The organism is Cryobacterium sp. GrIS_2_6, from assembly GCF_035984545.1.
In the GTDB taxonomy this organism is placed as follows: domain Bacteria; phylum Actinomycetota; class Actinomycetes; order Actinomycetales; family Microbacteriaceae; genus Cryobacterium.
This window is the reverse complement of the sequence record NZ_JAXCHP010000001.1, coordinates 798,872-822,363: the sequence shown is the minus strand read 5'-3', so window position 1 is coordinate 822,363 and position 23,492 is coordinate 798,872. Positions and strand designations below refer to the sequence as shown.

The window sequence follows — 23,492 nt, the reverse complement described above, 5'->3', positions numbered from 1 at the left end:
GCCGATAACCGATAGAATGGAGACGGCCCCGACGAGTGTTTGACGCACTTGGCGGGGCCTCACCCCACATATCGTCTAACCGATTGGAGGGCTACCGTGAATGGTACCCGAAACGCTCCCGCCGCCGAGAATTGGCTGCCCATTCCAGACTTCCCAGGATACGAGGTTTCCGACCTCGGCCGCGTGCGATCGTTCATGCGCTCGGCACCGATCATCATGCGCCAGCAGTTCACCTCAACGGGCGGCTATGGGCATGTTGGGTTGCATAATGGCACGAGCCACACACGCAAGGTGCACTCTCTCGTCCTACTGGCATTTGTCGGCCCGCTGCCGAAGGGCATGGTGCGGCGCCACCTCGACGGCAACGTTCGAAATAACGCCCTGAGCAATCTGCGGTATGGCACGCAATCTGAAAACTTGCTCGACCAACGGGAACATGGGACTAATGCTCGTTCCAACAAGACCCATTGCCCGCAGGGGCACGAGTACAGTCCGGAAAACACGAAGATGGACGGCGGATCGCGCATCTGCCGGACTTGCCACAACCAGCAGGGCCGTGATGCCTATGTCCCGAAGGTCCGCCGTGATCCAATGGCGAAGACCCACTGCCCAAAGGGGCACGCTTACGACGGGACGGTCAGATCAGGTGGTTACCTGCTGTGCAGGATCTGCCACAACGCCTGGGCGCGCGCCGATTTCGCTAAGAAGATGGCGGCACGGTGATCGTCAACCAGCCGAACTACACGATCCGGAAGGCAGCCGAACGAGCCGGCCGGACAACTCGCACGATCAGCCAGTGGATTCGCGACGGCATGGAGTGCCGCGAGGTCGCCGGAATCATCGTCATCGATCACCGCGTGCTCATGGCTCGGCTCCGGTTGAATGCCGCCGCGAACCCGAGCGTCAAGGGCGGCACAACACGCCGAGAAAATGGATGCACGACTTCATAGTCAGGCAGTATGCTATGCATGTAAGGCATTCCCGTTCCCACGGTGAGTGTCCATCTGACTTTCAAAAGAGAGGGCGGCTACTTCGGTAGTCGCCCTTTTTTTGTGCCCAAAACTTGCCGAAGTGCAGACGCCGGTAGCTCACCGGCAGGCAAGCCAACGAGCGCACGAGAGCACCGAACAGGCATCGTGCACAACTGAACACGCGCTAGCCACGACGGTAGATATCGGGGCTCAAGGGTGGCGAAGTCCCAATGGTGGGGCACTGGTGTCGAATACCAGGGCACGGTTTGTAGCCGTGAGGGGTTCGAATCCTCCGACATCCGCGGATACACATAGCCCAAGCAGGTGTCTAGTCGCGGTAGCACGAGACGAAGCGATCCCCAGAGTGTTCCCCGAATCCACCGTGACTGACTGCTGCTCGACGGCGATTCGCGCAAGGCGAGCATTGGCCCCTCGCTGTATCCACCCAATATTTTCCGCGCCCGCCCACCATGAAATCCCCTGAGAGGCTACGACCTCCCCCGCAGACACTGTGTTTCGTGAGCGGGTGAGCGAGTCCTGGCCTATGCCGTGAAGGCGACTGGAAAACGGGGCGGGCGCGGAAAGCACCTACCGAAAGGCGCGACATGGGCAAGCCGAAGCGCGACCTTACCAAGTCCTACGCTCGACAGGCCAAGGCCCGCAAGCTGCCCCCGGTGACACCCCCGCATCCGTGCATTCACTGTGGCAGCCTTCCAGCGCCGTGGTGCTGGCCCGGTGTCTGGCTGTGTGACGACTGCGCCGGCTAAAGGCACCCCTTGCACGCCTCGTCTACTCCACGGGGCGTTCACCTTTCCGTCATCCCGCGTCAACACCGTCCATAGCGGTGAAGGCAGCCCTGAGGTCGTGTTCCTGTTCACGACTGGTTGACCTGCGCGGGATGACGGAAGTTCTTCGAGAGGGCGAACATGCGGCGGCTCAAATGGCTGTTCACGGCGTTCGTCACGCGCAAATACTGGATCTGGGATTTCGAGTCTTACCCCGAGGCGCATCGGTACCCGAACCGGGACAAGATGCAGCACGAAGCGATCGACTGCTGGTGCGGTCCTGCGTCGTCCGTGCACAACGACGGAGACGGCGACTGCTGGCACGTGCTTCATTGCTCACTCGACGGCAGAGAAGCCAGGGAGCGCGCATGAACCCGTTCCAGTGCCAGTACTGCAACCGCGTCTGGCCCACGATCACACTCGCCACCCTGTGCACGCACAAGGTCAAGCCATGACCGGCCGCGAAGACGACACCGAAGAAGCCTACGCAACCCAGTTCGACGCCGAGCACACGGTAGACGAAAAGTGACACCGATCGAGAGGCCCACCATGGCACTGCTGACCATCGCTGACCTCGACCAGTTCAAAGCCTCCCCCGTCGACCCCACGTACCCTGCGGACACGCGCACGTTCTACTCGCCCATCGATGACGTCCATGGGGCACTCAAGGCCGTCATCGCGTCCGCGCAGCACAGCCTTATCATTTCGATGTTCGGCTGGGACGATGACGAACTCGCCGAGATCATCGCGCACATCATCGACAACCCCGCCATCTTCGTGCAGATCACCCTCGACAAGTCCCAGGCCGGCGGGGTGCACGAGAAGGCTCTGCTGACCAAGTTCAAGCACGAGATGGACTCGAACTCCGTCGCCATCGGCACGTCTGAGCACGGGGCTATCGTTCACCGGAAAATGGTGATCATCGACGGCGTGTGGCGCATCGGCGGATCCACCAACTGGTCCGCCTCGGGCGAGACCCTTCAAGACAACGAAATGACTGTTCACCGAAACGCGGTCATCTGCGCTGAGGCCCGCCCCGTGCTCGACATCTCGCACAACAAGGCGCTCAAAGATATGGCTAAAAGGCTGGCCGTCCGTGTCTGAGCTCGCCGGCCAGATCGGCCTCGTCCGCACGCGCGGCCCGCTTGGCTGGCTGATCCGTGCCGTCACCCGCTCCCCCGTGAACCATGTCGTGGTCGCCGTGGACGAGGTGCTGTGCATTGGCGCCGAGAAGTCCGGGGCCCGCATCCGCCCGATGACACATTTTGGGCACATCGACTGGTCGTCGTTCGCACTCACGGACTCGGAGCGTTCCGGGATCGTCGCATGGTGTGAAGGCATCGAGGGCAGCCCGTACTCGTGGATTGACGACGTGGCGATCGGCCTTGAGCAGATCATGCACGAGCGCACCCCGCGCTGGCTACTCCGCCGGCTATCGGCCACAAAGACACTGCAGTGCGCCGCCCTGGCTGATGCCGCCTACGTGTATGGCGCCGGCATTCAGGTCTTCGAGGACCGCCGTTACTTCGGGTGCGTGTTCCCCGGATCCTACGTGGCCGTTTTCAAGGCGAAGGGCTGGCTGTGATGGTTGAACCTTCCGCCGCGATGCGCTCACACGCCGCTGAAACGTTCCGGATGTTCGTCGCCTACATGCAGGCGGGTTTTCTCGAGGAGCAGGCGCTCGCCCTCGTCATGCAGCACATCAAGCTAAGGACTGACCAGTGACACTCGCAGACATTGAGGCTGAGCACGGCTTCACCTTCGGCGGCAAGGGCGAATCTTCGGGTTCACCGGCCGTCGCCGCCGTCGTGTGCGGGAAGCCCGGCTGTGCGAACCTCGGACATCACGTGCAGGTGCACGCTGATACTCCGCAGCCCGTCCACTGTGGCTCGTGCGGGGGTATCCTCCTCTGCCAGCACACCACGGAGCCTGTTACGCGCTTAGAGGGCACTGTGCAGGCTCCCATCCGGGTCACCGTCGACGTGTGCACGGTGTGCGGGCTCGAAACGAACCCTTCACGGGTGGAACTACCCGCGGTCGACGTCGCAGGTTTGCCCGCTGCAGCGTTCGCCGCTCACATCGGCTGAGGCTGCTCTTTGGTGGCTAACCACTTCTTGTAGGCCTTGTGAACGCCGTTATCGGTCATGCCGAGGATGGCTGCGATCTCGCGCCACGTAACGCCAGACGATCGAGCTGCTTCGATGCGTTGGGCGCGGTCGGCCTCGAAATCGTATGAGGCGAGCGCCTTGAGGTCGTCTACGGCATCATCACGAGTCATCCACACAGTGTACCCGAGTACACAGTGTACTGGAATTGGGTAAACCCAGTCATGTATCCGCCCTCATACGGCATGCCCGACATCCTGGCCAAAACAACAACGGAGCGCACACCATGAACCCCTGGGAAATCGTCAGCTGGATCGGCGCTATCTGCACCGGTGTCATTATCATCACGCTCACTGTCGGCCTCGCGGTCGCCGTCGCTGTCGCCCCGTTCAAGACCGAGAAGACCGCAGCCCCCTCCACGGTCAACATCTTCAAGGGCCACGGCGGCGCCCAGTGACCCCGAACCTGAACGACGACCGGCCCCGTCAGCACGCCACACACTGCCGGGCACTGGCCAACCCGCCCAGCCGTGACCACCTCAGCGGCCCGAAGCTATTCAGGCTCGACGACCTCCGCGAATGCGAACACGGCCGCATCCAAATCGTCGCCAAGACCAACGGCCGCATGCAATGCCCCGGCACATGGGCGTGGGAAGACCTCCCCAAGCTGTTCAACCGCCGCGAATGGAACCGGGCAAGGGACCTCCTCGCGTTCGTACCCGAGCCGACATCTGCACCCACCGCAGTCGCGCCAGCTTCGGACAGCGCAGCGGCAAAGCGGCCTCGCCCCGTCGGAACACCAATCTCCAAAGGTTCGCAGCCCCGCACGAGTAACGCTGGCCCGCAGAACCCGCCACCCTCGCCCGGATCCGGATCTGCGCAGGCAAGCTGCCCACCCCGCGACCTCAACGCCGCATACTTCAGCCCGAGAGGGAAGGCCACCCAGTGAAGACCAGTCACGCACGCGCGATCCGCGCCGGTATCGAAGACGCCCGGGCAGGGTACTGGGACAACAGGGAGGGCTCGCTCCTCCTGAGCTTCACCGAGTACCAGCCCCGCCTGTACAGCGCAGCGTGGGAGCGCACATCCCGCAAGCCTCCGCACGCGACGCCCGTCAAGCCACCATGGCTCACGGACAACACTTCGCGCACCAACGCACACACCAACGCCCCCGAGACACTCTCCACCTGCACCCGCTGCGTCCTAGCGATCATCGGTGGCAGCACGTTGACGTATGACCAGCTACTCGCAGCACACACGGACGCGATACACGGCGCCCATGAGTGACCAACGAGCACAGACGATCACAGCCACCTGCCACCACTGCGGAACACAGGTCGACGTCCGAAGCGTGTGGGACACCACAGAGATAGACCAACACCTGGCCGAAGCGCACCCGAGCACCCGATAAGGGCGAAGGAGACCAATGAGCTACGTCGCCCCGTTCCACGCCAAGATGCACATCTCAGACCCAACAATCATGTTGCAGGCCGAAGCCGAAAGCTGGGCACACGATCAGCTCCAGCGCGAAATGGTCACATACGCCGACACTCACGGCCTCTGCGACTTCGACCCCGAAGCGGTCCAATACTCTGCACGCGAAGACACCGCGACCCTCGAGCGCACCATCACCGCCACATGGCACCCCGAAGACGCCAAGCCCATCGAAATCGAAGGCGGCGCCCACGACGGCATGCTCGTCAAATCACACAACGGGATGGCACACATCATGCTCCCCGTGGTCGTAGTCCCGCAGCTCTTCATGAGCGACGGCCCCGTGACAGTCATACCCGCCAGTGCAGCACGCTACAAGCTCGCAGGCATCAACCCACAAACCAACCGGTGGGTGTACATCCCCGAATGAACGCACACACGACCCGGACGCCTGAGCCTCACCCTTTGGTGAATGTATACCCAGTAGGGAGATTCGATGCCTCGGGCTTACGTCGTCAAGCAGATGTGCACGGCACAGAAGAAAGATGGCGGCGGCCCGTGTGGGCACTCGGCGATTGCTGGGGGGATGGTGTGTCGCTTTCATGGCGGTGCTGCCCCTCAGGTTCGGTCGAGTGCGATGGTGCGCGCGCAGCTGTCGAAGTGGGCTTTGGGTGAGGCTGTGGACGATCCGGGCGAGGTCCTGCTGCGCCTGGTCACTCAGTCGCGGATGCGCGTGGATGCGTACAGTGCCGAGTTGGAGAAGCTGGTCGCTGAGTCCCCCACGCTGCGTGATGCGCTGGTCGGTGATGCGATGGGCGAGTTCGGCAAGGTCGGCGAGTACATTCGCGGTCTTGCACAGTTGGAGTCTTTGGAGCGTGACCGTCTGGCCACCTTCGCGAGTAAGGCGGTGCAGGCGGGTCTTGGTGAACGTCAGGTGCGTCTCGCTGAACGTCAAGGCGAGCTTATGGCCATGGTGTTGACGACGGTCCTCGACTCGGCCCAGCTGGGGTTGAGTGCGGCGCAGAAGTCGCTGATGCCGGGGCTGATGCGGGAGACTCTGGTCCTGGCTGCTGCCGGGGAGTTGAATGCCCGATAAAATGGGGGCATGAACATTTTCAGGTGAGCATTTACCCTGTGGATAACTTCGGTGAAAAAGTGACCGATAAACAGTATTATGTCAGTTTCGGCCTTTTTCCTGTGGATAACCCCGGATTTCAGCCCGGCTAAACCCACCCATTCCCAAGCACTTTCCCCCACCTGATTCGCCCGCCTCACGCCCCGCCCAGTCGACGACACGCCGAACAGGACAGACAACAGGCAACCCCGGGCCGGCCACACCTCGACACGGCCGCCCGCCACGACCTCGCCACCCCAGCGAGCACGCGGCAGAGCACCCACGACCGCACCCGGCAGCCACACAATCACCCCGGCACGCCACCACGGCCACACACGAGCCACAGTGACGCACCGCCGCGACGGACGCACCCGCCGAACATCCAACGCCCCACACAGACGCACAAGGCCGCACACAGACACGACTACGCCGGCCGGTTCAAACTTCCGTCAGTTTTCAGCGCACCCCCCAAAGAGGTGACGGCCAATCCGCAATACCCCCCACACCCATTTCCCCGGTTTTTTCGACTCCAAACCGTTTTCTCCCGGTCTGGTTGGGCTGGTGTGGCGTCCCCCGGGGTTGTGGGTCGATCTGGCGGGGTTTCCGGTCTGGTTGGTCCTGCTCCCCCATAAATATTTTCTTGCCCGTTGGGCAGTCAGGAGGGCTTCCTGATGTCGGGTTTTTCCTCGCTTGATCTGGCTGCGTTTGATGCGGCGTTGGCCCGGTTTGCCCCTCCGGTTGTTCGGTGGGAGACGCCGGGTGATTTGGCTCGGGCGATCGATGTGAAGACGGTGCAGACGGAGGCGCTGTCGGTCATCGATGAGGCGCTGGTGAAGGTGCTGAATACTCCTGATGGCCGCCTGATCGTGTCCCTGCCCCCTCAGGAGGGCAAAAGCCAGAGGGTCACGAAGACGGGCGTGCTGTGGGCGCTGTTGCAGAACCCGGATCTTCGGGTGGGCATCGCTTCGTATTCGCAGACCTTGGCTGAGGGTTTCGGGCGTGAGATTCGCAACTGGATCGCGAACAATAACGGTGACGAGGGTGAGCTGGATCTGGGTTTGCGGATTGCCCCGGACAATGGTGCGGCCAAGCGTTGGCAGTTGAATGGTCACCGCGGCGGCGTCGTCTGTGTGGGTATCGGTTCCGGTTTGACGGGTCGCCCGCTGGATCTGCTGGTCATTGATGACCCGGTGGCTGATGCTGCGCAGGCTGATTCGGAGTATTACCGGAATCAGGCGTGGGATTGGTGGCAGTCGGTCGGTTCGACACGTCTGGCCCCTGGTGCCCCGGTGATTGTCATTCTGACGCGTTGGCATGAGGATGACCTGGCCGGCCGTCTGTTGGCTGCTGATGACGGTCACCTGTGGACTGTGGTGAACATTCCCGCGCTCGCTGATCACAAGCCTGAGCTGGGCGAGACGGATCTGTTGGGCCGGAAGCCGGGCGAGTGGTTGACGTCTGCCCGGGGTCGCACGGTGGAGCAGTGGCAGGCCATTCAGGTGCGTGCGGGCTCTCGAGTGTTCAACTCCCTGTATCAGGGCCGCCCGTCACCGGATACCGGCAACGTGTGGCAGCGACAGTGGTGGCAGCGTTTCACGGAGCCGATGTGGGCGAACGTGAACGGTGTCTGCCGTATGGAGTGCGACGAAATGCTCATGTCTTGGGACATGACGTTCAAGGACACGAAGGGCTCCGACTTTGTGGTCGGGCAGGTGTGGGCACGGAAGGGCGCCGACGTCTTCCTCGTCGATCAGGTACACCGCCGGATGTCATTCACGCAGACCATTGCCGCGTTCGAACGGCTGGTGCTGAAGTGGCCGCAGGCGACCGCCAAGCTCGTCGAGGACAAGGCGAACGGTTCCGCTGTCATCGACACGTTGAAATCAAAAATTGGCGGGATCGTCCCGATCACCCCGAAAGAGTCCAAGTATTCCCGCGCGAACGCTGTGGCCCCGTTCATCGAGGCGGGCAACGTGCACGTGTGGGCGGGCCAGTGGGGTGACGAGTTCGTGGACGAGTGCGCTTCCTTCCCGAACGGCGCGCACGACGACCAGGTGGACGGCGCGTCTCAGGCCTTATACCGGATGTTCATTCAGGGCACCGGGGCGGGTGTGGTGTTCCTGTCGGCGTGGAAGCAACAGGCCGCTGACCGTGCCATCGAAGTTCCCTCTATCGCGCGCAACTGGCGCGAAATCGCTAATGATCTGAAAGCCCGGAGGTAACGCATGGGTATCTTCGAACGGCTTGCAAAGTCCTTTGGTTTCGGCGTCCCGGCTGCGATCGATCAGGCCATGACCGATCAGGGCATGACGGGTTCCACGATGATGGGCCCGGGTCGCCCGGCTGTCCCGTCGACGGGGTACTCGCAGGTGCCGCGGGCGATGGACTTCCCGGTTGGGGTGAACCTTGCGGTTCGGTCCCGGCAGGCGTGGGGCCGCACCTCGTACGATACTCTGCGCGAGATGGTCAACTCCTACGACGTTTCTCGTATGTGCATTAACCATAAAATCGATGAGATCCGGTCGATGGGCCTCCTGTTTCAGGCGGCCACCGGCGTGACCTCGGATGTGAAGGATGCCATCGAGGCGGCGCGCGCGGTGCTGGCTTTCCCGGACCGGGAGCACCCGTACGACGAGTGGCTGTCGATCTGGATGGAAAACCAGCTGCGCTACGACGCCGGGGTGCTTTACCGCCGCCGGAACATGGCCGGGCAGATCATCGGCCTGGAAATTCTCGACGGTTCGACGGTGTTCCCGAGCATCGACGCGCACGGCCGCCGCCCTCATGCCCCCGCCCCTGCCTACTACCAGGTGATCAAGGGCCAGTCGTGGTCGTCGTACACGGCCGAGGATCTCATTTACGCCCGGTTCCGCCCGCAGGGGGATTCCCCGTTCGGTTTGGCGCCGCTCGAGTCGATCATGCTGACCGCGAACACGGACATGCGTTTCCAGTGGCACCTGTTGCAGATGTTCACGGACGGGTCTGTCCCGGCCGGGTTCATGGAGCTGCCCCCGGATATTTCGTCGCCGGATCAGGTGGCGGAATGGCAGGACTACTACGACGCTGTGGTGCAGGGCGATCAGGCCAAGCTGCACCAGCTCGTCGCAGTGCCGGCCGGTTTCAAGATTTCGGAGACCCGGCCCAAGGGTTTCGACCCGCTGTTCCCTGACTACCTCGTGACGCGTGTCGCCGCGGCGTATGGCGTGGTCCCGCAGGATCTCGGTCTTCTGAAAGACGTGAACCGGGCCAACGGTGAGACGCAGGTCGACATCCAGTTCCGCGTGAACACCCTGCCGTGGGTGCGGTTCGTGGAGCAGATCCTGAACCGTTACCTGCAGCACGACCTCGGCCTGCCCGTGCGCGTGTCTCTGGACACCGGCCGGGACAAAGAGGACCGTCTCATGGAGGCGCAGGCGTGGGAGGTGTACGTCAAGACTGGCGCGGCGTCCATGGACGAGATGCGTCAGGAGCTCCTGGGCTTGCCGGTGGATAACGAGCGCCCGATCCCTCGCGGCATCATCACCGCTCGCACCGGGTTCGTCCCGTTGACGTCGATCCTGGCCATTTCTGGCACGATCGACGGACAGACGGGCGCGCCGAGCGACGCGCAACCGTTGGGGTTGGACGCGTTCGCGGGCGCCGGCGGGATCCTGCCGGACAAGCTGCCAGGCGGGACCGATTTCAAACGGGCCCCGACGAACCCGGACGAACCCGCGTTCCCGGACCTTGAGCACATCATCCCCGGGTCCGATGTCGTGAATGGCATGCCCACGGTGGGCGGTGCGATCACGAAGGCCGAGACGGCCGGGGTCACCGCTGCAACCGGGCTGACGGGTTCCTCTTTGGAGGGGCCGGTGAAGATGAAGGATGCCACGGACGCTTTGCAGGCTGAGCTGGTGAAATTCCGCTCGTTCACGAAGACACGGGTGAAGGCGGGCAAGTGGCGAGATTTCCAGTTCGAGGTCGCCCCGCCGGACATTGCGGAGATGCTGAACAAGAAGGGACGTGAGAGCGTCCCTTTTTTAGTGCCCGCCGCGATTGAGAAGTCGTGGCGCGATTCTTCGGACAAAGTGCCCCAGCATGCATTCGATCTGCGCCTGACCGACCACTACACGCCGCTTGTGGCAACCGCAATGCGGGCGCTGCTGGCGTCGATGGACGTGGCCGGTGTGATCGGTTCGCTTTCGGGCGCACTGGTCAAGGATGCGGCCAGCGATGCGATGTTCGCACGGGCCCGGCAGATGTTGGGCGCGAACGCGGACAGTTCGCAGATCGAGTCGGTGCTTCGGCAGCTTCTCGCGGACGGGTATCTGACGGGTGCTCATGGTGCGGCGCAGCAGTTGGGCGCGCATGCGGTGAGTGTGGCCGGGATGACCGGTCAGGCCGTTGCTGACGTCAATTGGGACGCCTGGGTGCCCGGTGATGCGCAGGCTGCCTCACTGGTCGCTGACGGCGGCCTGAGGGCGCTGCTGGATAGTGCTGGGATCACAGTCAAGGGCATCGAAGACACGGTGCTCGATCAGGTCGGGAACCGGATCAGCTCAGGGCTTGACTCTGGCTGGTCGTCAGAGAAGATCGCGGGCACCATCAGCGACCTGATCGGCTCGGATTCCCGGGCTCAACTGATCGCTCACACGGAGATCGCCCGCGCGCAAACCCTCGGCTCCCTCGACTCCTACTCCGCCAGCGGGGTCGGTTCCTGGGATCTGATCCTCTCCGACGACGCGTGCTCCGAGTGTGTCGACGTGGCGGCCGCCAACCCGCACCCGGTCACGGACACGGACAATTCCCCGCCTGTGCACCCGCGCTGCTTACCTGCCGCGACGGGCCTGGTTGTGCCCGCTGATATAAGTCATCGGTTCGCCCTTGAGGTGGCCTCGTCGGTCGGATTTGGCGATGGCGGTCGTGCGACCGCATCCGCAGTGGCAGATTCCGTAGGGCACGGTAGCTGGCTCGGTCTCGGGTCGGTCACTGAACGGCACTATGTCGGGGATTTCATCGACATTGTGACGGAACTCGGCCAGAAACTGACCATTACCCCGAATCACCCGGTAGCGACGGTTGATGGATGGGTCCCGGCCGGCGACCTCCGTGAAGGCGATTACGTGCTCAGCCGTGGCGCTGTCGACCCTGTACTTGAAGGCGGACCAGATGTAGAGAACATCGAAGCCACTATCAAGGAGGTAGCGGATGCGCTCCCCGTGAGATTTGGACCGATGCCAAGCGCCGCCGAGGACTTCCACGGCGACGGTTCCGAGGGCCACGTCTACGTTGTACGGTCCGCAGGCGAGCTGCCTCGTGAAGGCAACCTCGCGCGTGACAAGTCCGGCGACGAGGGCGTCCTCATAAACGCTCACGTTGGGCAAGTAGATCGCGTTGCGTCTAGCTCTCTCGGCCTTGATGCTATCGCTTTGAGTGCTGCCCCGGACGGCCTCATGAGCAGCGGTCGTGAGGGACAGCCTGCCCTCGACGCCCAAACGGGACATGCGAACAAGCATGGCGGAACTCCTATCTCGGGGCTGGATGTTGGCCTCGATGAGATGCCGACGGATCACGCGGCGGTCGACGCCGAAGGATACTGCGAGAGCCTTCTCGCTAGTTCCCCCGAGGTATTCGCGAACAAGGTATTGAGTGTCAAGAGATATTTTGCTCATACCCAAGTGTACAACTGCAACACCACGCACGGGTGGTATTTGGCAAATGGAATTGTGGTTCACAACTGTCGGTGTGCGGCCTCCCCGGTGGTCGAGTCAATCAACGGGTCCAACATTCGCACCATCGACGCAACCGAGTAAGGACTGACATGGCCAAGGAACTCCGGATCGTGCTCGGCGTCGCATATCAGGCGGGTCCGGATCCGCGCATCAAGAAGGGCGCGGATGGCTCCCGGGACTATTTCACCGCTGACGAGTTGGAGAAGGCCGCCGCCACGTTCCTCCGTGACGGCGGCCGGCAGATCGGCATCGAGCACATGGACGGGACGATCGGTCATGCCGAGGTGTGCGAGTCGTACACGTGGCCGTCCGATGACCCGTTCGTCATCGACGGCGAAGTGGTCGCCTCCAAGGGTGACTGGCTGATCAAGGCGCTCCTCGACGAGGTGTCGTGGGAGCTCGTCAAGTCAGGAAAACTAACCGGCTTCAGCCCACAGGGCTCTGCCACTCGCAAGCGAAGGGCATAACCCATGCACACTCTCATCGACGATGAACTCACCGAAGTGATCGACGCGAAGATTCCCCGCGTCGACCTCGTATCCAAAGCGGCGAACGGCCTCGACTTCATCTTCATGAAGTCCGACAGCACACCCAATCTTCTCCCCGCAGACGCGGTGCGGGAACTTCTCAAACAAGCCCAGGAGGGCGAAGACATGACTGAACCCGTGATCAAGGCTGACGAGGAAGTCCTCGAGGCTCCCACCGCAACCGCAGAAGGTGACGTGAACGAGCCCGGTTCCCCCGCATGGGAGGCCGTGGACGCTGCCACCGCATGGGAGCAGCTCGCTGTTCTCACGGGTGTGAAGCGCGCCCTCGACCTGCTCTCGCAGCGGGAGGCCGAAGAGGTCTTCGCTGGCGCCGAGGCTTGCGACGACAACTCGTGGGATCTGCAGACGGCGTGCGAGCTCGTGGATCAGGCCATCGACCTGATCGCCCCGTATGCGGTCGGCGAGCAGGCGGAGTCGGAGCAGCCGGTGGCGAAGTCCGCTGAGGATGCCCGCGCGGTCCTGTCGGCGTTCGTGAAGGCTGGCCGTGCGCTGTCCTCGGCCAACGAGTCTGCCCTGCGCGGTGCGGCCGCGGCGATCCAGAACGTCCTTGCGAGCCTGCCGCCCGTCGCCGAACCGGTCATGAAGGCCAAGGGTGACCCGCAGGTGCTCGTCTACGATGCGAGCGGGCGCGTGCTCGGCTCCGTCGACGCGGCCAATCTGACCACGTTCGCCCCGGAGGCTCCCGCGGAGGATTCCCCCGCCGAGGAGGCTGCTGAGACCCCCGCCGAGGAAGCTGCCGAACCCGATGCGACCTCCGACGAGGGTGCGGAAGACCTCACCTCCGGCACCGAAGACGTGCCAGCCGTACCTGACGCGGCCGAGCCCACCCCCGAGGTGGCCCCCGCTGAGGCTGTCATCCCCGGCACCAAAACTGTCCAGTCGCCTGTGGTGACGGACCCCGAAAACGTCACGAAGGCACTCCATAACGAGTTCACCCTCGCGCTCACAGAAGCTCTCGCCCCGTTCGCGAAGCAGGCCGCAGAAAATGCGGACCTGGTGGACTTGGTGAAGAGCTTGCAGGAGCGCGTCGAGCACCTCGGCAAGATGCCTGACGATCGCAAGAGCCCACTGCTGAACGGGAGCACCGGTACCGCCGGAATGCCTGCCCGCGACGCTTCCACTGACGAGTTCGCGGATCTCCGCAAGGCCGTCGAGGATGCACCGCCCGCGCAGAAGGTGGCGGCGCAGCAGGCCCTCACATACGCGGAGCTTCGGAGCCGTTTCGTCTAGCTCCAACTGAACCACACCCCCTAAAACCCTCTTCGACAAGCCCTCCACCGCGGGGGTTTTTTGTCGTGCCCATTTTGAAAGGCATCATCGTGAATCTCGATTCCGTTTCCCGCGACACTCTCGTGCAGCTGTACAAGGCGCAGTCCTCCGGGGTGACCACCGCGACCGGCCTCACCGGCGTGGACCTCACCGGCTGGATCAGCCAGATCCCCGTCAACACGCCGTTCCTCGACTCCCTGGCGCGCTCCACGCCCGAGGTCGCCGGTCCCGCGGCCCTGTGGCGCGTGCTGACCAACGTCAACAACCTGCAGTCCGACCCCGGAACCGCGTTCGACGCGCCGGCCCCGATGGCCATCCTGAACATGATCAACGCGTCCAGCCAGTACGCGAAGCTCGGTTACGGCTACACCGTCACCCAGGACGCCATCGACCTCGCCAAGGGCTTCGCGGACGCGCGCACCATCGCCGTCATCAACGCGATGAACCAGTGGAAGATCGGTTCGGACAAGAAGCTGCTCGGCGGCCAGAACTTCGCCCTGCCGACTCCCGCCGTGCCCACCACGGCCACCGCGGCCACGGGCGGAACCGTCGCAGCGGCCACGTACCTGATCAAGGTCGCGGCGCGCACCGGCTCGAACTACTCCTACGGCGGATCCACCATCGCCTCCGCGCAGGGTTCGCAGATCACGACCGGCGCAACCTCGACGCTGACCGCAACCGTGGCCAGCATCCCCGGCGCTGTCGCCTATGACTGGTTCGTCGGCGGTTTCTACATCACCACGACCACCGTCAACACGGTCACGTTCCTGACGACCCCGGCCGGTTCCAACCAGCCCGTCCCGAACCTCCCCGGCATCTACGGTGTCGCGCCGACCTCTGTCCCCGTCGCTGATTCCTCGGCCAAGGCGACGGACTTCAACGGCCTGCTCGCCACCCTCGCGGGTGACTACGTGACCGGTGGTGCAACGGGCCTCGTCACCCGCGGCTCCGGCATCAACTCGGGTGCCGGGTTCACCAGCCTCGGCGGTTCCACATTCACCAGCTCGGGCCAGTCCATCAACGAGCTCGACGCGCTCAACACACGCATCTTCAACACGGTGCAGCTCTCCCCGACCCGCTACCTCGTGTCCGCGCAGGAATCGAACAGCATCAGCAAGCTGCTCCTCGCCAACGGTGCCGCGAACACGTTCTTCACCCCGGGCGCCGAAGGACGCACGGACGTGACCGGTGGCGGCTACGTCACGCACTACGTGAACAAGGCTGCCGGCGGTGTCCCGGTCCGGATCGAGGTTCACCCGAACCTCACCCCCGGAACCCTCATCGCCGTCAGCGACACGGTGCCGTTCCCGAACTCGAACATCAGCAACGTGCTCGAGGTCCGCTCGCTGCACGACGTCGCCGACTACGAGTACGCGACCAACCGTGGCACGGGCGTCGGCGGCGGCCCCCGCTTCGACGGTGAAGTCTTCTCCACCTCGACGCTCATCAACCGGGCTCCTGTCGCCTGCGCGGTCGTGCAGGACATCGCCGCTAACTAGCGGCCTCCGGTGCCGCCGTGACCTTCGGGCCGCGGCGGCACCACCCCACTACCCCCGGCGCCCTCTGGTGTCTGCCTCCCATCGGGGGGTGTCGGGTTTCACCTCAACACTTTGGAGTGCGCAATGGTTGTCACCCCCGCCTCGGCGCTGTACGTCCCCACGTACGCCTCCCGGTCGCCCTATCTGACCCCGGCCGAATATCTGGCCTCCCCCACGGGCGTGAACGTCTCCCAGCTCGTTGTGGGCGGCACCCCGCAGCAGAACGCGGACGCCCTCTCCCAGACCATCGCCCGCGCATCTTCGCTTGCTGACGACTACTGCTACCAGATTCTCGGCGCGACCTTGGACACGCAGGCGGGCCGGTACCGGGTGAGCAACGAGGGCACCCTCAAGGTTCCCCTCGCCTTCACCCCTGTCATTCAGGTCACGAACGTGTCTGTCGGCCCGCAGCCGAGCATGATGGCCTCCCTGCCGGACCTGTCCAACGTGTGGGTTGGCCGCAAGGTCACCGAGATCCCCATTCTGGCCATGTCGTTCCCGATGCCCGGCGCAACGTCGCGCACCGCCTCCGGGTACCTGTACGCCGCGGTCACCTACGTCAACGGGTACGCGAACAGCGTCCTCACGGCGGCCACGAACGGCGGGGCAACGACAATCCTGGTCGACTCCACTCTCGGCGTCCTGCCGGGCATGCAACTGACCATCCATGAACCGGGTGTGAGCGAGCGTGTCAACGTGCTCTCCGTGACCGGCAACACTGCCACACTGGCCGCCCCTCTCGTCAACCTGCACTCTGCGGGCGCGAACGTGTCCGCCCTCCCCGAGGCGATCAAGCAGGCTGTCGTGCTCCTCACCTCGGCGCTGATCAAAACCCGCGGGTCGGAGGCGCTCGTCATGAGCTCCATGCGCGGCCAACCCGCCAAGACAGCCAAGGTCGAGGATGGCGGCCTCGAAGAGATCGACCTCGCCGTCGAATGGCTGTCCCGTCACCGGAGGACGCAGTGAGCGACGGGGCGGTCCGGGTCGCCCTCCGGAACTTCTTCCAAACCCCGGCAATCGTGGGCATGCCGAAGGTGTATTTGGACCAGCCGACCATCATCCAAGGCGCGAACTGGAATGTTCAAGTCAATCTTGGCTGGGGTGCGGTCGGGTTCGTGCACCTGGACACGTCGCACGAATCCCGGGTGACTTTGGGCGCTGCGATCGGCGGCTCCAAACAGGTCAACCACACCGTGGGGCTCGTCGTCCAGTATCAGTTCCTCGTCCCTGCCGCCTACCCGGACGGCACTGACGAGGACGCCTGGGTGACACCGTTCGACTCCATCATCGACGCGATCAAGACGCGGATCCGCTCGGACCCGACGATGGGAAATTCGGCGGTGATCTTCCAGGGCGGTCAGGACCAGAACGACATTCGGGTCACCCGCGATCTTCCCCAGGATGATGTCGGCCGGGTCGTCGTCTTCGCCGTCGTCGAGTTCGACGTGACCGAGATTCTTCAAGCCTGATGGGGCGCGCACGTGCAACATCCACCCGGCACGGCCGGACCGGCAAGAAGGTTCGGAAGCGCCGCCCGGTTCGCCGCTCCACCCGTGTCATCCGTGTCAAGCGCGGCCAGAAGGCCCGCCATACCGGCAAGAAGGCGACGACCGGCCGTCTTCGCCTGGGCCACACCGCCCGCGTCTCAACAGCCCTGAAGGCGCGCGCCGCCAAACGCCACAAGTAACTCTCACTCAACCCCGTTAGGAGCCCCCGTGGCCCGATACAAATTTGTCCACGATTTCGCCGAAGTCTTCGCCCACCTCGTACACGGCCCCGATGCTCTCGTGCACCGCGACGGCGACGACGCGGAAGGCTCCACCGTCGTCCTGAATCCGGGCGACGAGATCACCCTCACTGAACCTCTCGAACACGCGCACCTGGTGCCGGTCGAAGAGCCCACCAAGCCCACCAAGGCTCCCAAGTCGACCGAATCGAAGGAATAACACATGCCCGCATCGACGTTTGCCCCGGCGAATCTGCAGTGGATGGGCCTCGCAAAAGAGACCACCCGCGGCGTCGCCATGGCCGCCCCCACATTCTGGGTCCCGGTCGACTCGCCCACATGGGTTCCGACCCGCCCCCCGATCGTCGACGGCGCCCTCCGCGGTTCCATGGCCGGTGAGTACGAGCAGCAGCAGGGCCAGGGCCACGACACCATCGCCTACAAGACGTACTTCTACCTCGACTCGGTGTACCCGCACCTGCTCGCCGTCCTCGGTAACCCGGACACCATCGGCGGTGCCGGCCCGTACACGCACAAGACGGCCCTATACAACGGTTCTGGCGGGGACGCGGCCCAGCCGCCGTCCTACACCGTCTTCTACAACGACGGCGCGGGCAAGGTCCTCGCCATGCCCGGCGCCATCCCGTCGACGGTGAAGATCACCATCAAGCCTGAGGGCCTCGCCGAGCTCAACGTCACGTGGGTGGGTCTTCCGGCCACGGCGATCACCCCGCCCGCCAACACTCCGACGACGGCCAAGCCGATGCCGGGCTGGAATACCATCATCACCCTCGGCGGAACCGCCCTCTCGACCTTCTCCGAGGTTGACGTCGAGTACAAGCGTGCCACCGAGATCATCCCGGCGGTCACGGGCACGCAGACACCGTTCGCGATCTTCGGCGGCCCGGTCACCGTGGCCGGTTCCATCACGGCGATCTACCAAGGGTACACCGCTGACACGAACCTCCAGGATTACCTCACCAACACCCAGCCGACCCTGCTCGTGAAGGTCGCCCCGGCCGGCGACGCGGTGAATTCGATCCTGTTCCAGCACTCGAAGGTCACCTACGACGTCGCGGCCCCATCCGGCACGAACAAGTGGATGGAAGTGAAGGCGACCACAAAGATGCTTGCCAACGCCACGGACGCTCTCGGCGGCGGATTCTCTCCCGCCCAGGTGATCCTCACCTCCGCACAGTCCACCGCCTACTAACCCACCTATCGGAGGCAATCATGGCAGCACAGAAAGATGATCTATACCGGACTCGCATCCCTGGCGGGTCCGCGTCGTTTTACAAGCTCAAGGAGCTTTCGAACCGTCGCGAGGAGGAGCTGGCTGTGGCCGGGACCCCGGCCGAGGGTGCGATTCGGAAGATTCAATCGGCCCGCTCGGTGACCGCGGACGGGTTCGAGCCGGCCGAGTCGGCTGCGCTTACCGGGGCGGACGTGCACCTCACCCGTGAGGAGGCCCGCGACATCCTGTATCTGAACAACACGGTTGCGTGGGTGCTGCTGAAGTCGTGGACGCTCAAGCGTGACGGCAAGCCGATCCCTCTCCCGCAGTCCGTCGATGATCTTCTGGACCTGCCGAAGGACACGAAGAAGGCGATCGCGGACCACGCGCAGAAGATCTTCGCGGCCGAGCGTGTCGTCGCCGAAGATTCCTTCCAGATCGACCCGGGCATCGAGGAGCCGGACTCCCCTACTGGGGCCTCCGACACCTAGAGTCTGCGCTTCGGGATGGGGGCGCAATGCCCCTGTCCCTGCGTGCGTCGAGGGCGAACAACGAATATCTGTTTCGCAAACTCATCCCGATGACTCACGACGAATACATGGACGAACCGGGCGACGTCATCGAGTGGACGCTGCGAATCGACCAGCTGTACAAGGCGGAAGAAGCACGGCACAACTCGTGATTTGAGGGTGATTCTGTGGGCTGGTTGGGGATCTCCGAATTCGAGTCCGCGCTGAAGAAGGTTGCGGCTCAGGCTGACGACGCCTCGAAAATCATTGTCGCTAAGTCCGCGGCGGTCGTGGTCAAAGAGGCCATGAGCAACTTCGAGGGCACCCGTAAACGGATCATGGGCCCGCGGGCCGAGAAATACGGGCATCTCGTCGCGGACCGTCACGTGGGCGGCGATAAGCCGAATGTCATCTCGGGCGACCTGCGCCGCTCGATCAAGGCGGACCCGATCACCCGGTTCGGTTTCACCGAGTACGGCACCAAGGTCGCCCCGCGGATGGCTTACGGCCGTCGTGTCGAGCTGGGTCTGAACGGGTCCAAGGGCTACCCGTTCTTCGAGCCCGGAGTTCTGAATGCCCGGCCGTTGCTTGCCGCAATTGCACGGGATGCCTGGGCGGAAATCGTCCGCCTCTGATTTTTCACAACTCAAAACTGATCGAGGTGCCCCGTGGAAATGTTTCCCCCGCTGGTTTTGGAGCTGAGGGCAAAGGCTGGGGAGCTCTACAGCGAGCTCGGCAAGGTCAAGGGCGAGGTCTCCAAGATGGAGAAGGAGACTGACGGGTCTTCCTCCAAAATGCAGCACGCTTTCCAGACGACGGCAGTTGCTGGCAAGGCGATCACGTTCGGCGTCGTCGCCGCTGGCGGGGCAATCGCCGGTTTCAGCCTGGAGGCTGGGGCTGCCGCCGAAGTCGTGGACGCGAAGCTGAAAACGGCTGTCCAGAACGCGGGCGGTTCCATGGAGGAGCTAGAACCGAAGGTTGCCGGGCTCGACTCGACGATGCGCGGTTACGGGTTCACCAACGACCAGACGAACACCGCCCTCGCGACCCTCACTATGTCTTTGAAGGACCCGGAGAAGGCCATGTCCGTCATGGGTGTGGCCGCGGACCTCGCCAAGGCGAAGAACATGGACTTGAACGCCGCAGCGCTCCTCGTTGCGAAGGGCATGGAGGGGCAGACGAAGCCCCTGAAAGCTCTCGGCATCGACATGCCCATTTATGCGGGCAACGCGCAAGCGGTCCGTCTCGCGCAGGATGCTCTCGCGAAGGCGCAAGACAACGTGAACGCGATCCTCGCGAAGACCCCGGGCGCGGCCGACTCGGCATCGAAGGCTCACGGCGCGTACGAGAAAGCTGTCGCCGCCAGCCAGCTCGCACAGGAGAAACTCACCGAGAAGCAGGGCGCCGGCGACGAGATCCTCAAGACCCTCTCCGACAGGGTGAAGGGTTCCGCGGACGCGTTCGGCGATACTTTCGCGGGCAAGCTCGCGCAGGCCAAGGCTGGCGTAGAGGCCATGGGCGAGAAGCTCGGCGGCATGCTCATCCCCATCGTGGAGAAGGTCATCACGGTCGGGTCTCAATGGGCCGACTATCTCGACCAGAACAGGCCGCTGCTATACACGATCGCGGGAATCATCGGCGGCGTCCTCGTGATCGCCATCGGCGCGTACACAGTGTCCATGATCGCCGCGGCCGTAGCGACAATCGCCGCAACATGGCCGATCCTGCTCATCATTGTGGGCATCGGATTGCTGGTCGCCGCGATCCTCTGGCTCGTCGCGAACTGGGATCAGGTGACGTCATTTCTGCAAACCACTTGGCAGGCTGTCGCCGGATTCTTCGTATCTGTCGGTGACGGTATCGCGTCGTGGTGGAACGGATTATGGTCCGGGATCGGCCAATTCGCGTCGGACACATGGAACGGACTCGTCGGATTCGCCCACGATTCCTTCAATAACCTGTGGCTGGGCCTGCGCATCATCGGCGACGGGATCTCGTCCTGGTGGTCTGGATTGTGGCGGGGTTTCGGCGGCATGGTCGGCGACGGCTTCAACGGTGTCGTCGGCTTCGTCAAGGGAATCTTCAACAACGTTATTGACGTCGTGAACGGGCTCCTCGGGCCGATCAACGGCATCTTGTCGGCCGGGTCGGTGATCGGCATCCACCTGGCCCTCCCGACCCTGCCGCACTTTGATATCGGCACCGACCGGGTGCCTGGCGCGGATGGCACTCCGGTGCCTGCTGTCATCCACGGCGGCGAGGCGGTCCTGTCCACGGACATGCTCGCCGGTCGGAAGGCCATGCCCTCCCGGGTCACGGCTGCGGTGAACGCACAGCAGGGCCAGCAGGGCGCAACAGCAGCCCCGGCCACTCGCTCACAAACGGTGCAGGTGTTTGCGCAAACCAACGCGGACCCGCACCGGATCGGGGCTGAGGTCGGCTGGGTCCTCCGCGGCCTCGGATGAACAACACGAAACGGCGGAGGTAGCCCATGCCATACTCTGGCGCAACGCTTTACCCCGGGGTCACCACGTATCCCGGCAGCACTCTCGTGGCCGCGTTCCAGGGGTCCTTCAACGGGCTCCTGTTCGGTCCAGGCACGGACGTGCAGTTCACGAAGATCGACGGATTGCGCGCCCTGCCCGCACTGCGGTCCGGTGACGTTGTAGTTCCGCGCCGGGACGGCTCGTATCCCGGCGTGAACCTGCTGGGCTCACGGATCTTTGTTGTCGACCTGATGGTGACCGTCACCTCGCAGCCGTTCGAAACAGTCCTGTCGGGTGTGGCGAACGCCTTGCAGAACATCTCGGACCCGGCGAAGCAGCTGCAACTGCAGTTCCTCGCCCCGGGGTGGGCCGGACCGCGGCAGATCACGTGTCGCCCTACGAAAGCGGCCCTGCCGATCGACTTGGACTATTCCTTTCACAAGGCTGTCATCCCGGTCGAGTTCACCGCGGCCGATCCGCTCCTGTATGACACGGTGCTCCAAACCGCGTCCGCCGGACTGCCGTCGCCGACGGCCGGAATCACGTTTCCGCTGACGTTTCCGGCATCGTTCGGAGCGTCCACAGGTGGTTCCATGCAGGTCAACAATGCGGGGAACTACGCGACCGCCCCCGTCTTCACCATCACCGGCCCGTGCACGAACCCGAGCCTCACGAACTCATCAACGGGCCAGTTCATGAAGCTGAACCTGACCCTGGCAGCCTCCGACTCGGTGGTCATTGACATGGGCACGCGGAGCATCATGCTCAACGGCACGGCTACACGGTTCAACGCTGTGGCAACCGGGTCCAACTGGTTCACGCTGCCGCCCGGGTCATCCACGATCCGTGTGGCCTCAGCGGATAGCGCACAAGTCGCTGCCCGGTTCAGTATCGGTTTCCGCTCGGCTTGGGGGTTTGCCTGATGGTCGAAACGTTCCGGGTGTTCGCGTACGACTTGAACACGAACACAAGACTGACTGAGCTTTCCGTGCAGAATCTGTCCTTTGATACCCGGCTCAACGATTCCGGTTCGATCGGGTTCGAGATCAATTTGCAGAACCCTGACAGCGCCCTCTCGGCCGGCCCGATCCTCAGCTACGACGGCATCCCCTTCGCCGTGTATGTGGACCGGAATGGCACCATCGTGTGGGGTGGGATCGTCTGGACAGGCGCGTTCGCGCGATCGAGTGGGATGCTTCCCGTCACGGGCAAGGAGTTCGGCTCCCATTTCAACCAGCGTGTGATCGCCGCCGACTATTCCGCGATCACCTACCCGGCGGGGATTGACCCGGCGCAACTGGTGTTCAAGGCGTACACGGACGCGCAGAACGTGGCCCTGTGCGGGCCCGGAGCATCCATCGGACTGACCGTGGTCGGGGGCACGTCGACGATCCCGCCGTTCATCCCGGGGTACCCGGTCACGCAGCACACGACGGTCTCGCAGGTTGCTGCCGACATGGCCTCCGTTTCCGCCCCCGGCGCGGGGTCGGTGGACACGACCATCACCTGCTACTGGGATGCCAACGGCAACCCGCAGCGTGTTCTAAGAATCTGGTCGCCGCGCGCCGGCCGGACGGCAGCGTTCACCGGGCTCGCCTTCGACATGACCTCGTGCCTGGACTACACGTGGCCGACGGACGCCACGAAAATGGGCACGACCATCATTGCGACGGGCTCAGGGACCGGGGCAGCCACCCCCACGGCAACGGTCTACTCTGCCGCCCCAGTCGGTGGCCTCGGCCAGGCACCCCGCCTCGATCAGGTCATCTCGTTCAGCAACGTGGAATCCGTGGCGCAGGTGACTGCGATGGCGAACGGGTACGCGCTCCTCAACGGCCTCCCTGTCGCCACACCCACCCTCACCCAGCCGACCGCGGCAGAGCCACAGCTGGGATCCTGGCTTGCAGGCGACGACGCCCGGCTCTGGACGCCCGGCGATGGGCGATTCCCGAACGGCAAGGACCAGTTCTGGCGCATCATCCAGTTCTCCACGAAGGTTCCTGACGCGGGCGTTGCCACCGTCACTCTCACCTTCAACCGACCGCCGATCATTTAGGAGC

At 63.8% G+C, this 23,492-nt stretch carries 27 protein-coding genes; 26 read left to right on the top strand and 1 reads right to left on the bottom strand.

Going from position 1 to position 23,492, the window contains the following annotated elements:
* Positions 1–96 precede the first annotated feature (96 nt).
* From RCH22_RS04000 to RCH22_RS03970, 7 genes are all read left to right on the top strand, one after another.
* Complete coding sequence (locus RCH22_RS04000) at positions 97–723, top strand: HNH endonuclease (protein ID WP_327012949.1); 627 nt, start codon at positions 97–99, stop codon at positions 721–723.
* Positions 720–950, top strand: a complete 231-nt coding sequence (locus RCH22_RS03995; protein WP_327012948.1) for a hypothetical protein — start codon at positions 720–722, stop codon at positions 948–950. The genes RCH22_RS04000 and RCH22_RS03995 overlap by 4 nt, the downstream gene beginning before the upstream one ends.
* 947 nt (positions 951–1,897) lie before the next feature.
* Positions 1,898–2,128 (top strand): hypothetical protein, encoded by a 231-nt coding sequence (locus RCH22_RS03990; protein ID WP_327012947.1) that lies wholly within the window; start codon positions 1,898–1,900, stop codon positions 2,126–2,128.
* A gap of 177 nt (positions 2,129–2,305) precedes the next feature.
* Positions 2,306–2,860: a phospholipase D-like domain-containing protein gene (locus RCH22_RS03985; RefSeq protein WP_327012946.1), complete on the top strand. Its 555-nt coding sequence runs from the start codon at positions 2,306–2,308 to the stop codon at positions 2,858–2,860.
* Positions 2,853–3,341, top strand: coding sequence for a hypothetical protein (locus RCH22_RS03980; RefSeq protein WP_327012945.1), 489 nt, complete (start codon positions 2,853–2,855; stop codon positions 3,339–3,341). Before RCH22_RS03985 ends, RCH22_RS03980 begins: the two co-directional genes overlap by 8 nt.
* Complete coding sequence (locus RCH22_RS03975; RefSeq protein ID WP_327012944.1) at positions 3,341–3,481, top strand: hypothetical protein; 141 nt, start codon at positions 3,341–3,343, stop codon at positions 3,479–3,481. The genes RCH22_RS03980 and RCH22_RS03975 overlap by 1 nt, the downstream gene beginning before the upstream one ends.
* Positions 3,478–3,843 carry a hypothetical protein gene (locus RCH22_RS03970; RefSeq protein WP_327012943.1) on the top strand — a complete coding sequence of 122 codons (366 nt, stop codon included), beginning with the start codon at positions 3,478–3,480 and terminating at the stop codon, positions 3,841–3,843. Before RCH22_RS03975 ends, RCH22_RS03970 begins: the two co-directional genes overlap by 4 nt.
* On the opposite strand, the gene RCH22_RS03965 is transcribed toward RCH22_RS03970, so the two are convergent.
* Complete coding sequence (locus RCH22_RS03965; RefSeq protein ID WP_327012942.1) at positions 3,831–4,034, bottom strand: hypothetical protein; 204 nt, start codon at positions 4,032–4,034, stop codon at positions 3,831–3,833. The genes RCH22_RS03970 and RCH22_RS03965 overlap by 13 nt on opposite strands.
* A 113-nt stretch (positions 4,035–4,147) precedes the next feature.
* Here RCH22_RS03965 and RCH22_RS03960 point away from each other — a divergent pair, with 113 nt between their 5' ends.
* The 19 genes from RCH22_RS03960 to RCH22_RS03870 all read left to right on the top strand — a co-directional run bounded on the left by RCH22_RS03960 (position 4,148) and on the right by RCH22_RS03870 (position 23,488).
* Positions 4,148–4,318 carry a hypothetical protein gene (locus RCH22_RS03960; RefSeq protein ID WP_327012941.1) on the top strand — a complete coding sequence of 57 codons (171 nt, stop codon included), beginning with the start codon at positions 4,148–4,150 and terminating at the stop codon, positions 4,316–4,318.
* Positions 4,319–4,805: 487 nt separating this feature from the next.
* Positions 4,806–5,147: a hypothetical protein gene (locus RCH22_RS03955; RefSeq protein ID WP_327012940.1), complete on the top strand. Its 342-nt coding sequence runs from the start codon at positions 4,806–4,808 to the stop codon at positions 5,145–5,147.
* 139 nt (positions 5,148–5,286) lie between these two features.
* The gene (locus RCH22_RS03950) at positions 5,287–5,724 is read left to right on the top strand and encodes a hypothetical protein (protein ID WP_327012939.1); all 438 of its coding nucleotides are present in this window, start codon (positions 5,287–5,289) and stop codon (positions 5,722–5,724) included.
* A gap of 207 nt (positions 5,725–5,931) precedes the next feature.
* Entirely contained in the window at positions 5,932–6,390 is a 459-nt protein-coding gene (locus tag RCH22_RS03945; RefSeq protein ID WP_327012938.1) for a hypothetical protein, read from the top strand.
* A gap of 689 nt (positions 6,391–7,079) precedes the next feature.
* Complete coding sequence (terL, locus tag RCH22_RS03940; RefSeq protein WP_327012937.1) at positions 7,080–8,630, top strand: phage terminase large subunit; 1,551 nt, start codon at positions 7,080–7,082, stop codon at positions 8,628–8,630.
* A 3-nt stretch (positions 8,631–8,633) separates the two neighbouring features.
* On the top strand, positions 8,634–12,203 hold the full coding sequence (locus tag RCH22_RS03935; RefSeq protein WP_327012936.1) for a phage portal protein: 3,570 nt from the start codon (positions 8,634–8,636) through the stop codon (positions 12,201–12,203).
* An 8-nt stretch (positions 12,204–12,211) separates the two neighbouring features.
* The gene (locus RCH22_RS03930) at positions 12,212–12,589 is read left to right on the top strand and encodes an XkdF-like putative serine protease domain-containing protein (RefSeq protein WP_327012935.1); all 378 of its coding nucleotides are present in this window, start codon (positions 12,212–12,214) and stop codon (positions 12,587–12,589) included.
* Between the two features lie 3 nt (positions 12,590–12,592).
* Positions 12,593–13,900, top strand: a complete 1,308-nt coding sequence (locus RCH22_RS03925; RefSeq protein ID WP_327012934.1) for a hypothetical protein — start codon at positions 12,593–12,595, stop codon at positions 13,898–13,900.
* A gap of 89 nt (positions 13,901–13,989) precedes the next feature.
* The gene (locus tag RCH22_RS03920) at positions 13,990–15,438 is read left to right on the top strand and encodes a hypothetical protein (RefSeq protein WP_327012933.1); all 1,449 of its coding nucleotides are present in this window, start codon (positions 13,990–13,992) and stop codon (positions 15,436–15,438) included.
* 123 nt (positions 15,439–15,561) lie between these two features.
* Positions 15,562–16,443, top strand: coding sequence for a hypothetical protein (locus RCH22_RS03915; RefSeq protein ID WP_327012932.1), 882 nt, complete (start codon positions 15,562–15,564; stop codon positions 16,441–16,443).
* Positions 16,440–16,946 (top strand): hypothetical protein, encoded by a 507-nt coding sequence (locus RCH22_RS03910; RefSeq protein ID WP_327012931.1) that lies wholly within the window; start codon positions 16,440–16,442, stop codon positions 16,944–16,946. Before RCH22_RS03915 ends, RCH22_RS03910 begins: the two co-directional genes overlap by 4 nt.
* Positions 16,946–17,164 (top strand): hypothetical protein, encoded by a 219-nt coding sequence (locus tag RCH22_RS03905; protein ID WP_327012930.1) that lies wholly within the window; start codon positions 16,946–16,948, stop codon positions 17,162–17,164. The genes RCH22_RS03910 and RCH22_RS03905 overlap by 1 nt, the downstream gene beginning before the upstream one ends.
* Before the next feature lie 28 nt (positions 17,165–17,192).
* The gene (locus tag RCH22_RS03900) at positions 17,193–17,423 is read left to right on the top strand and encodes a hypothetical protein (protein WP_327012929.1); all 231 of its coding nucleotides are present in this window, start codon (positions 17,193–17,195) and stop codon (positions 17,421–17,423) included.
* A 3-nt stretch (positions 17,424–17,426) separates the two neighbouring features.
* The gene (locus RCH22_RS03895) at positions 17,427–18,416 is read left to right on the top strand and encodes a phage tail tube protein (RefSeq protein WP_327012928.1); all 990 of its coding nucleotides are present in this window, start codon (positions 17,427–17,429) and stop codon (positions 18,414–18,416) included.
* A gap of 20 nt (positions 18,417–18,436) precedes the next feature.
* Positions 18,437–18,928: a hypothetical protein gene (locus RCH22_RS03890; protein WP_327012927.1), complete on the top strand. Its 492-nt coding sequence runs from the start codon at positions 18,437–18,439 to the stop codon at positions 18,926–18,928.
* A 206-nt stretch (positions 18,929–19,134) separates the two neighbouring features.
* Entirely contained in the window at positions 19,135–19,581 is a 447-nt protein-coding gene (locus RCH22_RS03885; RefSeq protein ID WP_327012926.1) for a hypothetical protein, read from the top strand.
* A gap of 39 nt (positions 19,582–19,620) precedes the next feature.
* Positions 19,621–21,411, top strand: a complete 1,791-nt coding sequence (locus RCH22_RS03880; protein ID WP_327012925.1) for a hypothetical protein — start codon at positions 19,621–19,623, stop codon at positions 21,409–21,411.
* 26 nt (positions 21,412–21,437) lie between these two features.
* Positions 21,438–22,355 (top strand): hypothetical protein, encoded by a 918-nt coding sequence (locus tag RCH22_RS03875; RefSeq protein ID WP_327012924.1) that lies wholly within the window; start codon positions 21,438–21,440, stop codon positions 22,353–22,355.
* Positions 22,355–23,488: a hypothetical protein gene (locus RCH22_RS03870; RefSeq protein ID WP_327012923.1), complete on the top strand. Its 1,134-nt coding sequence runs from the start codon at positions 22,355–22,357 to the stop codon at positions 23,486–23,488. Before RCH22_RS03875 ends, RCH22_RS03870 begins: the two co-directional genes overlap by 1 nt.
* Positions 23,489–23,492: the final 4 nt, after the last annotated feature.

What these genes read in the sequence shown, in the direction of transcription:
- terL (WP_327012937.1), top strand. Translation starts at nt 7,080, where the DNA reads ATGTCGGGTTTTTCCTCGCTTGATCTGGCTGCGTTTGATGCGGCGTTG.
- RCH22_RS03945 (WP_327012938.1), top strand. Translation starts at nt 5,932, where the DNA reads ATGGTGCGCGCGCAGCTGTCGAAGTGGGCTTTGGGTGAGGCTGTGGAC.
- RCH22_RS03905 (WP_327012930.1), top strand. Translation starts at nt 16,946, where the DNA reads ATGGGGCGCGCACGTGCAACATCCACCCGGCACGGCCGGACCGGCAAG.
- RCH22_RS03895 (WP_327012928.1), top strand. Translation starts at nt 17,427, where the DNA reads ATGCCCGCATCGACGTTTGCCCCGGCGAATCTGCAGTGGATGGGCCTC.
- RCH22_RS03880 (WP_327012925.1), top strand. Translation starts at nt 19,621, where the DNA reads ATGTTTCCCCCGCTGGTTTTGGAGCTGAGGGCAAAGGCTGGGGAGCTC.
- RCH22_RS03975 (WP_327012944.1), top strand. Translation starts at nt 3,341, where the DNA reads ATGGTTGAACCTTCCGCCGCGATGCGCTCACACGCCGCTGAAACGTTC.
- RCH22_RS03870 (WP_327012923.1), top strand. Translation starts at nt 22,355, where the DNA reads ATGGTCGAAACGTTCCGGGTGTTCGCGTACGACTTGAACACGAACACA.
- RCH22_RS03990 (WP_327012947.1), top strand. Translation starts at nt 1,898, where the DNA reads ATGCGGCGGCTCAAATGGCTGTTCACGGCGTTCGTCACGCGCAAATAC.
- RCH22_RS03925 (WP_327012934.1), top strand. Translation starts at nt 12,593, where the DNA reads ATGCACACTCTCATCGACGATGAACTCACCGAAGTGATCGACGCGAAG.
- RCH22_RS03950 (WP_327012939.1), top strand. Translation starts at nt 5,287, where the DNA reads ATGAGCTACGTCGCCCCGTTCCACGCCAAGATGCACATCTCAGACCCA.
- RCH22_RS03960 (WP_327012941.1), top strand. Translation starts at nt 4,148, where the DNA reads ATGAACCCCTGGGAAATCGTCAGCTGGATCGGCGCTATCTGCACCGGT.
- RCH22_RS03875 (WP_327012924.1), top strand. Translation starts at nt 21,438, where the DNA reads ATGCCATACTCTGGCGCAACGCTTTACCCCGGGGTCACCACGTATCCC.
- RCH22_RS03890 (WP_327012927.1), top strand. Translation starts at nt 18,437, where the DNA reads ATGGCAGCACAGAAAGATGATCTATACCGGACTCGCATCCCTGGCGGG.
- RCH22_RS03930 (WP_327012935.1), top strand. Translation starts at nt 12,212, where the DNA reads ATGGCCAAGGAACTCCGGATCGTGCTCGGCGTCGCATATCAGGCGGGT.
- RCH22_RS03915 (WP_327012932.1), top strand. Translation starts at nt 15,562, where the DNA reads ATGGTTGTCACCCCCGCCTCGGCGCTGTACGTCCCCACGTACGCCTCC.
- RCH22_RS03965 (WP_327012942.1), bottom strand. Translation starts at nt 4,034, where the DNA reads ATGACTCGTGATGATGCCGTAGACGACCTCAAGGCGCTCGCCTCATAC.
- RCH22_RS03985 (WP_327012946.1), top strand. Translation starts at nt 2,306, where the DNA reads ATGGCACTGCTGACCATCGCTGACCTCGACCAGTTCAAAGCCTCCCCC.
- RCH22_RS03935 (WP_327012936.1), top strand. Translation starts at nt 8,634, where the DNA reads ATGGGTATCTTCGAACGGCTTGCAAAGTCCTTTGGTTTCGGCGTCCCG.